Consider the following 11,008-nt stretch of genomic DNA (forward strand, 5'->3'; position numbering starts at 1 on the left):
TACTTCATGTACAACCATCATTTTAAAGGCGAAGCTATAATCACGTTGTGTGCGTTTAACTCGTTGTTCTTGTGCATGTTCCATAAAATAAGTCTCTTAAGGTGTAAACTTATTTCAGGACGGGACATAAAGCATACAAAAAAAGCCTGCATGCAGCAGGCTTTTTGGGCTTAGATTTTTGCCGTTAAAAATCAGCTTTCAACACGATACGATAACGCACGTTTCCTGAATGCAAACGTTCAATCGCTTCGTTCACCTGAGACATTGGATACATTTCAATTTGTGGAGCAATATTTTGACGTGCAGCGAATCGAAGTAATTCACGCAGTGCTGCAGGAGAGCCAGTTGATGAGCCTGTGACTGATTTAGCACCACTGATCAGCATACCTGCGGGGATTTGCATCGGCTCAAGTGCTAGGCCGAGCATGTGAACGCTTCCATTCGGTGCCAAAGTCGAAAGGTAGGCTTGCCAATCCAACGTCACATTGACCGTGCTTAAAATCAAATTAAACTTCCCACGCTGTGCTTTAATTGCAGCAAGATCACGACTATTCACCACATGGTCAGCTCCCATGGCTTTAAGTTCATCGGTTTTATCTAAGTTTGAACTGAACGCAGTAATTTCACAGCCCCAAGCTTTGAGCAGTTTAATCGCCATATGACCTAAACCACCAATGCCGATCACGGCAACATGGTGAATGGCCTGAATTTGGTGCTGTAAAATGGGATCAAATACCGTAATTCCGCCGCAGAGTAGAGGACCAGCACTGGTTGGATCAAGATCATCTGGAAGCGGAATAACCCATTGCCAGCCAGCACGGACTTTGTCGGCAAAGCCACCTGCATGACCGACGATCGTCGCTGTCTTGGTTCCGGTACATTGCACTTGGCGACCATCGATACACGGGTCACAGTGTTGACAACTTTCTGCTGTCCAGCCAATGCCTACACGCTGTCCGATTTTCAGTCCTTTGGCTTCGCTGCCGAGTTGGGTAATGGTTCCAATTACTTCATGCCCTGGGACCACAGGATAAACCGAAGATTTCCAATCATTTTGGATAATAGAAATATCTGAGTGACAAAGACCGCAATACTCGACTTTGACTTCAACCTGATGGGCTTGTAATTCACCTGCATCAAATTGATAGGGAACAAGGGCTTCACCACTGTTCATTGCTGCATAGGCGTGGATTGTATTGTCACTCATTATTCTATCCTTTATGTTTTGAGGTCATTCTTCGTGCGTGTATTTAAAGTCACAGTGATTTTCATGATCATTGACCATGCCGATAGCTTGCATCAGAGCATAGCAAGTCGTTGGGCCTACAAATTTAAAACCATGCTTTTTTAATGCTTTGGACATGGCCTGACTTTGAGCGGTTTGTGCAGGGGCGCTACGATATTCAACTACATCATTATTGGCAATTTGTCCTTCGACAAAATTCCAAAGAAATTCCACAGGATGAATCCCTTGGGCTTTTAACTGTTGCCATGCTTTGGCATTATCACGAATGGCAGTGAGTTTGCCGATATGGCGAATCAAACCTGAATCTTGTAATTTTTCTTGTAATTGTAGGTCACTCAACGCTGCGATTTCGGCAATGGGATGTTGAAAAAAATGCTGCTGATAACAGGCCCGTTTTTTCAGCACAGTAATCCAAGACAGCCCCGCTTGTTGTCCTTCAAGACACAGCATTTCAAAGAGATGCTGCTCATCAAAACTGGGTTTAGCCCACTCAGTGTCGTGGTAGGCAATATACAAAGGATCTTCGGAGCACCAAGCACAGCGTTGTGTCGTCATGTTAAATGCTCCTTTTGACTTAAATTTTAAAAGCTGTCCATTGATCGTTTTTATTGTCCCAATACAAGAGTTCCGCTTGATCGAGATCGGCAAATTGAATCCATACATCGTTACCCGATTTGTCTGCGTAGCCGGTGCTGATGAGTAATGCTTCTTCAGTGATCTCCATGATCCAGCCCTGATAAGACTGGCCATTGAGGCTGATTTTTTGTTGATTACCAGATTCTGCAAATTCCACCAGACGATTGATCAACGCTTCTGACATGTATGTTTCCTAAAATTAACGTAAATACGGATAGGGGTTAACAGCATTGCGACCTTTACCACCCAAGTAAATGCCATAATGCAAATGTGGTGCAGTATGTCGGGCATTGCCAGTATTACCTACATAGCCAATGACATCACCTTTTTTGACATAGTCGCCGACGTTTAAGCCGCGTTTATGACCATCAAGATGCGCATAATAATGCCAAGAACCTGCGGGCCCCATAATCCATATCACTTTACCACCCAAATTGTTATTACGTAAGTCAGCAACTAAACCTTCTGTAGCACTGAGAACTTTTGTTCCACGTGGAACAATAATATCAATGCCTTCGTGGCTTCGTCCTTGGCTACGCGCTGCGCCCCAAGTATCCTTGAGGGCACTTCGTTTGACTTGATGAACAGGAACAGGCAATTGATTGGATAAACGCATGTTTTGTAATTTTTTCACTTCATGAGCAGGCAATGTACTGCTAGATGGTTTGGGTGGAGTCGACGTACAGGCGCTGAGTAAAAGCAAAATAAAACCAATACCGCCAAACAACCCTTTGCGAAGCTGAAAAAATCCTTGAGTCACATTTGTCCCTATACAATTGATGAGCAGTCCAAAACTATGGCATAGAATAGCTTTCGAGTTCTAGCGTAGAAATAAGTTTTTTCATGGCGGTTGGAATACCGAGTGAAGTGGCTTGTATCGGTGTAAACCACTGTGCGTTGCATTCAATCGCTAAATGCTCTTTTTGATCTGCAGTACCGGTAAATACAGTAGCTTCTAAAAGCCAAGTGAAATGAGTAAAGCTATGTGATATCTGCACTTGAGTGGTGGTAGGTTTCAGACCAAGCTGCTGAGTGTGGGATTGAAACTCATGGGGTTGATCAAAAATAGGTAAACACCACAGACCGCCCCATAGACCGCTATTCGGACGTTGTATCCACAGCCATTCTCCTGCAGATTGAATCAGCATGACTTGAGCCTCTCTCACTGGAACAGGCTTTTTAGGCTTTTTATAAGGTAATTCAGTCTCTAAACCTTGTGCATGTGCTTTGCAGTGCTGTTGCATGGGACAATATAAACAGAGCGGTTTTTTCGGCGTGCAAACGGTTGCACCCAGATCCATAATCGCTTGGGTATAATCGTGGTTGCGTTCAGTGGGGCAGAGCTCTGTCGCCAGTTGCCACATGGCCCGTTCATGTACAGGTTTCGATAAATCATCTTCAATAGCAAAGAAACGAGACAATACACGCTTGACGTTGCCGTCCATAATCACGCCATATTGTCTTAAACCTAAAGACATCAGCGCACCCGCGGTAGACGGGCCGATACCCGGTAGTTCCATCCACTGCTCAAGATTGCTTGGAAAATGTCCCTGACGTGCAACAATACCCGCGGCTTTGTGTAAGTTCCGAGCCCGTGCATAGTAGCCTAAGCCAGCCCAATAGGGCGCCACATCATCCCAAGAGGCATGGCCTAAATCTTCAACAGTCGGAAACCGTTGAATAAATCGATCAAAATATTGTAAGACGGTTTTGACTTGAGTCTGTTGTAGCATAATTTCTGAAACCCATACTTTGTAAGGGTCATCCTTCACTTGCCACGGTAAGTCATGACGACCATGGACATCAAACCAGTCGAGAAGGGCATCAGAAAAGTTAAACATGCAATACAGTCAAAATTGAAAAAACCTGCCTAGTATACATCTTTCAATAGTCATTCTTTTTGTTCAAAACGAAAACTGTATATCAGGGGAAATGCAAAAATAGTGGCCATCAAAAAAGGAGCCGAGGCTCCTTAGTGAGTGTAAATTTAAAGTTTAGCTTTTAAAGCCCCAGCGGGTATCGAGCGCCAATGTTTGGTTTTCATAACGTGGAATAATGTGAATATGCACATGTTCAGTAGCTTCGCCAAAAACTTGTCCATCATTAAACCCAATATGAAAGCCAGTAGGTTGATAGCGTAAATTTAATTCATTACGTGCTTGTTCAAGTAAGGACATTAAACTTTTACGTTCTTTATCAGTAATTTCAAAAAAAGAACCAACGTGACGTAGCGGGACAATGACAGCATGTCCTTTAGACAGTGTGTGTGGTTCAGGAAGTACAACTCCAAAATCATTTTTTGCAATCACGTCATATTCGTCAAAATTGCAATATGGACAATTGAGATCTGTCATTGTGCTCTCCTCATTTTTATAAATTAAATATTGGTATTGGTTCTTAGCGCTTTAAGAACCAAGCTGGCGTGCTAACAAGGCATACATGGCCGCTAAGCTTTGTTGTTCTGCAGTAGCGTTATAAGCTAAATCTACGCCGTTGGCTTTGGCGCGTTCATCCGCCATCGGGTTGCTAAAGCCATGTTTTGCACCTTCAAAAATATTGATTTGATACTTCACTTGGGCAGCATCCATTTCATTTCTAAAGGTCGCAACATCTTCTAAGCTCACCATCGAGTCGAGCTCACCATGTTGCACTAAAATCTCTGCTTGAACTTGTCCTGTTTGTGCAGGAGTCGCTGTAGCAAGTGTTGCATGGAAGGTCACCACAGCTTTTAATGCAGCACCTGAACGAGCTAAATCCAGCACGACTTTTCCGCCATAGCAAAAGCCTATAGCTGCGAGTTTATCTGCATTTACTTCTTTTTGCTGTGCCAAAGTGTGTAATGCAGCCGACGCACGGGTCACGATGGTGTCGGCATGATCAAAAGTCTGCATCATCCATTCATAAGCTTGCTTGGCATCTGTGGTGACTTTTTTGTCACCATACATATCCAAAGCGAAAGCAGCATAGCCCTGTTCTGCCAATTCACGCGCACGTTGTTCGGTATATTCATTGCGTCCCCACCATTCAGGGGCAACTAACACACCTGCAATCGCAGTGTCTAACTCTGGAGCAGCAAAATAGCCAAAAAGTTGAGTTCCATCCGCTGCTGTATATTGAATTTCGCGCGTCTTAATTTTAACGGTCATGGTCAAATCCTTATGTGCGGCTACGCAGTTAATGAAGATTTAAGATAAAGGGAAAATAGTTTTTGTGAAATAAATATAAGATATCAATGTGAATTTTAAGTCAAATCAATCAAAAAAATTGTAAAAGAAAATAATGGAAAGAAGAAATATTGAGGAGCACCGAGATTTGTCGATGCTCCTAAAGAGAGTATTGTTATTTCGGGAGAACTTCAATGAGCTCTACATCAAAAATCAGCGTGCTATTTGGCTCAATGACGTCTGCTGAACCAATTTGACCATAGCCCAAATTGGCAGGAATGAAGAAGCGATATTTTGCACCTTCTTTCATCAACTGTAGACCTTCTGTCCAACCCTGAATGACTTGACTCACTTGGAACATCGCAGGTTGGTTGCGTGCAATTGAACTATCAAAAACAGTACCATCAATTAAGCGACCTTCATAGTGAACTTTCACTGTTGAATTTGCTTTGGGTGACTTACCTTTGCCAGCTTGAATGACTTGATACTGCAGGCCAGATTTCGTGACCTGAATGCCCGGTTTTTTGGCATTTTCAGCAAGGAAAGCGGCACCAATGGTGGCATTCGCATCCGCTTTTTGCTTCAGTTCAATCAGTTGTTTCGCTTCGGTTTGCTTTTTATATTGGGTTAAGGCACGGGTCATTTCTTCATCTGTTAATGACGAAGCTTGACCTTTAGAAGCTGCCTTTAAACCTGCAACAAATGCATCAATATCCAAATCCTTAATGGATTCAGCATTACTGCGTCCCATTAAATAACCAAAACTATAACCCACTTGTTCTGCAGCACTACTTTTATTACTGACATCTTTGGCAAATACAGTGCTTGAGCAGAATGCCAAACACAACATACTGATCTGTAATTTCATGACCGAGTCTCAAAATAAAGCAGGAGAGCGAAAAGCTCTCCTGTACCGGTTTTATTATTTAACTTCAATGAGTTCTACATCAAAAATTAAAGTACTGTTCGGTGGAATCGTTCCCGGAACACCTTGAGCACCATAACCTAGGTTTGAGGGAATATATAAAGTAGCTTTGCCGCCTTCTTTCATTAACTGCAGACCTTCAGTCCAACCCGGAATTACTTGGTTCAACGGAAATTCAATTGGCTCGCCGCGCTGTACTGAACTATCAAATACAGTGCCATCCACTAACTTACCTGTGTAGTGAACTTTAACAACTGATGTGGCTTGCGGTTGTTTACCTGTACCTTCTTTCGTTGTTAGGTACTGTAAACCAGAAGCAGTGGTTTTAACCCCAGCTTTACTTTTGTTTTCTGTTAAGAAATTATCGCTGCTACTTTGTGCTTGCTTATTGCTTTCGAGCTGCTTGTTTTGCATTTCTTGCTGGAACTCAGCATATGCTTTTTGTAATTCTTCTTCAGTATATGCAGGTTTTGCACGAGCATGACCCGCACGAACGCCAGTGACAAAGCTATCAATATCTAATTCTGGAGGCGTTTGATGGGCAACTTCATAACCAAGTGCATAACTGATTTTAGCGACAGCAGAAGCATTTGCAGCTGGTTGAGTTGATGTTGCTGATTGCGTAGCAGGTGTTTTAGTTGCATAGTAAACAGGAACAAGTGCGGCACCGCCGAGTAATACAGCGACAGCGATAGGTAGGGCCTTACTCATATATTTTCCCACAATTATTTTATATGTAAAAAGTTGCTGAAATTCTAGCAGACTTTTCCTGTTCAGCGCTTACCTATCTCTATGATCAGGTAAGGTGCAGGAAAGATCATCATAGTCATGTTCTTATTTTTATACTATAACGGTATGAATATATAAAACATTTTTTATACAGAAAGATGCATGCAACATAAATTTCGAAAATAAAAAAAGCCACCGTATTCGGTGGCTTTTTTGAATAGGCTTGAATTAGTCTTGGTCTTTTGAAGCTTTATAACCATAAGAATAGTTATAGCCATAACCATAACCTGCTGAGCTACGTTGAATGTCGTTTAGAATAATACCATTGACCTTCACACCCACTTGTTCAAAGCGGTTCACGGTTAACTCTAATTCTTTCAACTGAGTTTTCGCATAACGAGCAATCACCAGATTCACGCCAGCAAATTGCGAAATAATGATACCGTCTGTCACCGCAAGTACAGGAGGGGTATCAATGATCACATGATCAAACATCGGTGAAATCAAATCTAAGAATTCTTTGAATTTACCAGAACTTAAAAGCTCAGATGGGTTAGAAGGGCTTTTACCACGAGTAATCACACTTAAATTTGGAATTTCAGTGGTTTTAATGATGCTGTCTAGATCACGCTGACCATTTAAATATTCAGAAAGACCTGGTTGGTTGTCATGATTGAAGTATTTGTTTAAATACCCACGACGTAAATCGGCATCAATAATTAAAACACGTTTATCGCTTTGCGCAAGAATCGTAGCCAAGTTGGTTGAAATAAACGATTTACCAACTTCTGGTGCAGGCCCAGAAATCATGATCAGGTTGTTTTTTGCAGATGTCAGTGCAAAGTGAATGGCTGTACGCATGCTACGCAAACTTTCAATCGCAATATCATCGCTATTTTTAACTGCAAGTACAGGAATGGTCTTTTTCTTCTTGAGTAACTTGATGCGACTTTCTTGAACAGGTGAACGTGGCACAGTTGCATAAACAGGAAGATCCAGATTATTTTCAATTTCTGATGAATCTTTGATCCCTGAGCGAAGCATGTTACGTAGTAGTGCAAGTAATGTACCGAGGAAACCACCGAGGAAAATTGAAAGTATCAATATTTGTAGTTTTTTCGGCGCAATTGGTTTAATCGGTTCTACAGCAGTATCCACAATACGCACATTGCCAATTTCACCAGCTTTGGCAATACGAAGCTGTTGGTAAGAGTTAAGTAGAGCAGTGTACAGTTGTTGCTTGACTTCAACTTCACGATAGAGCTGTAAATAACGACGTTGTAAGTCTGGTAATTTTTTTAAGGTGGTATTGAGTTCACCAATTTTGCTATTGATTGCACCCAATTGAGCATTCATTTGCTGCATCACTGGATGTTCAATGGTGTACTTCGCAGAAGCTTCAGCAACTTTTTGCTCTAATTCAGCTTTTTGAGTTTCAAGAGTGACGCTTTGAGTTAAATATAGCTCAGATTCTTTAGTGACATCGACAGTATTAAACTCTTGACGGAATTTGTTAAATTCACGTTCTGCGACATCAAGCTGTTGTTTTAATTCAGGGAGTTGTTCGTCTAGGAATTTTAATGTTTGTGCACTTTCAGCCGAACGTCTTTCAATATTTTGATGGCTGTAGGCTGCTAAAATGGCATTTAAAACTTTTGTAATATGTTCTTTATCTTGGCCCTGATAGTTAAGGCCAAGCACGCCCGTCATTTTACCTTTTTCAGCAACAGAATAATTTGCCAAAATACTATCAACTGCGGCAGGTAGAGACTGCTTTTGAATTAAATAGTGATCTTTGAATTGATCTTTACTATAAATTGAGATTTCCCAAAGGCCTTCTGCAGTACGTAAAGAATTTTTTTGGTTCAATGGTGCTGTTAAAATTGTTTGCTCAGTCTGAAGATCAATTAAAGAAAATTTATTTTCTTGAAACTGTACACTAAGGTTTTTGTCACGATATTGCGCAGGGATATCAAATTGGCGGATTTCAAAACTTTTTTCATTATCTTTGAAAACGACTGATTTATTTTTATATTCGGTGGCATATTCATGCGGTGAAAATAAACGATCAGTGAAAGAATTTTCAGTACCAGAAATTTTTAGATCGAGATGTAAGTTTTGAATCACGGTACCTAGAACTAAACGTGATTTAAGAATCTCAATTTCTGCTTGGGCGGGTTGTTTTTGATCTATCATATTAGAAAGATCACCTAACAACGCAGCAGAAGCTCCTTTATTCTCTTCGACTTGAACCATTGCATTGACTGCATAAGTATCAGGAGTGGTTCTAAGATAAAGTAAGGCACATACAAGACTTAAAATTACACATAGAGCAATTAACTTCCACTGTGCAATCAGAGAGAAAAATAATTCTTTTAAATCAATTGTATCTTCTGTATTGGTATTTTGGCTCATAATCGTACATCAAAAGTTAAATTTGTTTAGTCCAATCTGCAACGCAAGATTGGATCAGTTCTGAGGTCTGGTCAAAAAAGGCTTGATCGTGCTGGTATGGGTCAGGCACATTTTTACCTTGCCAATGTCCTAAACGAAAGGTCTTTCCCTTTGCAAATGGCCATGTTTGTTCAATATGCTTTTGTTGATTTGAACTCATGACTAAAATTAAATCTGATTTTTTGATCAGTTCAGCATTCAATTTTTGCGCAATGTGTCCACTCATATCTACGCCAATTTTTTGCATACAGTATTGAGCTTTTTCATCTGCTGCATGTCCAATCATCCCTGCGATTCCCGCTGAATAAATATTCAGATCGGGATGATTCTTTTTCAGAAGATATTCTGCCATAGGACTTCGGCAAATATTACCTACACACACCACCAGAATATTTTTAAATAACATTATTGACCCATTCTGTCGATGTTATAGATCATATTTGAGAAAGGAATCACCTGATTGATCACACGCTGCCAACGTGCCAAGCCAGATGCATCAACATATACAATATCGTTGCTACGCATTCTGAACTGGTTTGCGAGTCCAAAGTCACCAATACTGGTTAAATCCAAATGATAAATTTCGGTCATCGGACTATTCATATCACTACGTACTACGTAGATTTTACCTCGACTTGCAGAAAGCGAGTTTACCCCAAGACTTTCGCCCAAGACATCACTTAAACTCATTCCTTGATCACGCATTGGTAGGGATTGATTTTTACCAGATTCACCCATTACATAAATTTTCTGATTTTCGCGTGAATTGACATAAATTGTATCGTTAGGCTGTATGAGTAGATTATGTAGTGAATAGCCAGCCTTTTCTAACTGAATGCTATTTAAGTTGTAAGTTTGTCCTTGGCGTACCAAGGTAATAGACGTATTATCGCCAAATTGCGTATTCACACCGCCAGCAAGACCAAGTGCAGTATATACGCTGGTAGGTTGGTCGGTGAGATTAAATTGCCCACCTTTCATTACATTACCTTGGACAGAATAACGCTGGCCTTGGTAGGAAAGAACGCGAACAATCACATCAGGAGTTTTCAAATAGCGGGCAAGTTGGCTACGTAACTCCTGATTAACTTTTGTTAGGGATTTTCCGGCAGCTTTATATCGGCCAATAATAGGGAATTGAATATAACCATTTTGGTCGATTTGGTAACCGTTTGATTTTATCGCTTCTTCATTACTAATGGTATTTGTAGGTGGCGTTATTTCCGGATATGCCCATAAATAAATGGATAAAATATCACCAGAATTTAATCGATATTGTTGTTGTTGTTGATTGAAAAGGTGAGCAAAATTTTGTTGATTAATCTGTGCGGGTTGAACGGCTGCTAAATTGTCTTGTGATAATTTGATGACATTTACAGTTGAACCTAGATCTGTTTGGAAAACACCTTCTTTTGGTAAATCATATGTTTGAAGACCTGATGTGATTGCACAACCCGTCATACCTAAACTGAGTGCTAACAAGAAGCTATAACGATAGTAACTCACTCGAAATCCTACTTATAAAAATAATTGAATTGTAAAAAAGGCAATCGCCTGATTTTTAAAATATATAACGCAGCATTTTATACTATGTAAAGTAAACATCCTAGGATTTGCTGTCAAAATGTGTTGCTACAGTGTAATGATTATTGTGTGAAATAAAACACATATATGTTAATGAATACATAATAAATTCATTTAAGTAATTGGTGTTAAAAATCAAATATTAGGGTGTGTTGACATTTACAGCCGATAAATTGAGCTAAAGAGGCAACCATATAAATATACAAGCTAAAGCAACAGCGCTTTGATAGTTACGTTTTAGCTTATCGTATCTTGTGGCAATTCCTCTAA

General features: G+C 40.4%; 12 protein-coding genes and 1 pseudogene. All 13 read right to left on the bottom strand.

The genetic code is table 11. The features are described 5' to 3' along the window. Positions 1 to 184: 184 nt before the first annotated feature. Positions 185 to 1,207, bottom strand: a complete 1,023-nt coding sequence (locus FTV38_RS15530; protein WP_180022938.1) for an NAD(P)-dependent alcohol dehydrogenase — start codon at positions 1,205 to 1,207, stop codon at positions 185 to 187. A gap of 24 nt (positions 1,208 to 1,231) precedes the next feature. Beyond that, positions 1,232 to 1,801: a DNA-3-methyladenine glycosylase I gene (locus FTV38_RS15535; RefSeq protein WP_180022939.1), complete on the bottom strand. Its 570-nt coding sequence runs from the start codon at positions 1,799 to 1,801 to the stop codon at positions 1,232 to 1,234. Between the two features lie 19 nt (positions 1,802 to 1,820). Then, a complete protein-coding gene (locus tag FTV38_RS15540; protein WP_180022940.1) occupies positions 1,821 to 2,066 on the bottom strand; it encodes a hypothetical protein in 246 nt (81 codons plus the stop codon). 15 nt (positions 2,067 to 2,081) lie between these two features. Then, positions 2,082 to 2,609 carry a M23 family metallopeptidase gene (locus FTV38_RS15545; protein WP_180022946.1) on the bottom strand — a complete coding sequence of 176 codons (528 nt, stop codon included), beginning with the start codon at positions 2,607 to 2,609 and terminating at the stop codon, positions 2,082 to 2,084. A 67-nt stretch (positions 2,610 to 2,676) separates the two neighbouring features. After that, positions 2,677 to 3,723, bottom strand: a complete 1,047-nt coding sequence (gene mutY / locus FTV38_RS15550; protein ID WP_180022941.1) for an A/G-specific adenine glycosylase — start codon at positions 3,721 to 3,723, stop codon at positions 2,677 to 2,679. Positions 3,724 to 3,876: 153 nt separating this feature from the next. Next, a complete protein-coding gene (locus FTV38_RS15555) occupies positions 3,877 to 4,236 on the bottom strand; it encodes an HIT family protein (protein ID WP_180022942.1) in 360 nt (119 codons plus the stop codon). Between the two features lie 51 nt (positions 4,237 to 4,287). Then, positions 4,288 to 5,028 (bottom strand): dienelactone hydrolase family protein, encoded by a 741-nt coding sequence (locus FTV38_RS15560; RefSeq protein ID WP_180022943.1) that lies wholly within the window; start codon positions 5,026 to 5,028, stop codon positions 4,288 to 4,290. Positions 5,029 to 5,221: 193 nt separating this feature from the next. Beyond that, on the bottom strand, positions 5,222 to 5,914 hold the full coding sequence (locus tag FTV38_RS15565; protein ID WP_180022944.1) for an FKBP-type peptidyl-prolyl cis-trans isomerase: 693 nt from the start codon (positions 5,912 to 5,914) through the stop codon (positions 5,222 to 5,224). Between the two features lie 54 nt (positions 5,915 to 5,968). Beyond that, complete coding sequence (locus FTV38_RS15570; RefSeq protein ID WP_078191625.1) at positions 5,969 to 6,682, bottom strand: FKBP-type peptidyl-prolyl cis-trans isomerase; 714 nt, start codon at positions 6,680 to 6,682, stop codon at positions 5,969 to 5,971. 246 nt (positions 6,683 to 6,928) lie between these two features. Continuing rightward, entirely contained in the window at positions 6,929 to 9,115 is a 2,187-nt protein-coding gene (locus FTV38_RS15575) for a polysaccharide biosynthesis tyrosine autokinase (RefSeq protein WP_218950294.1), read from the bottom strand. Positions 9,116 to 9,131: 16 nt separating this feature from the next. Beyond that, positions 9,132 to 9,560: a low molecular weight protein-tyrosine-phosphatase gene (locus FTV38_RS15580; protein ID WP_180022945.1), complete on the bottom strand. Its 429-nt coding sequence runs from the start codon at positions 9,558 to 9,560 to the stop codon at positions 9,132 to 9,134. After that, positions 9,560 to 10,615, bottom strand: coding sequence for a polysaccharide biosynthesis/export family protein (locus tag FTV38_RS15585; RefSeq protein WP_180022948.1), 1,056 nt, complete (start codon positions 10,613 to 10,615; stop codon positions 9,560 to 9,562). Before FTV38_RS15585 ends, FTV38_RS15580 begins: the two co-directional genes overlap by 1 nt. Before the next feature lie 301 nt (positions 10,616 to 10,916). Next, positions 10,917 to 11,008, bottom strand: a pseudogene (locus tag FTV38_RS15590) (IS5/IS1182 family transposase); the annotation flags it as partial.

This window comes from Acinetobacter sp. YH16044 (assembly GCF_013417145.1).
Classification (GTDB): domain Bacteria; phylum Pseudomonadota; class Gammaproteobacteria; order Pseudomonadales; family Moraxellaceae; genus Acinetobacter; species Acinetobacter amyesii.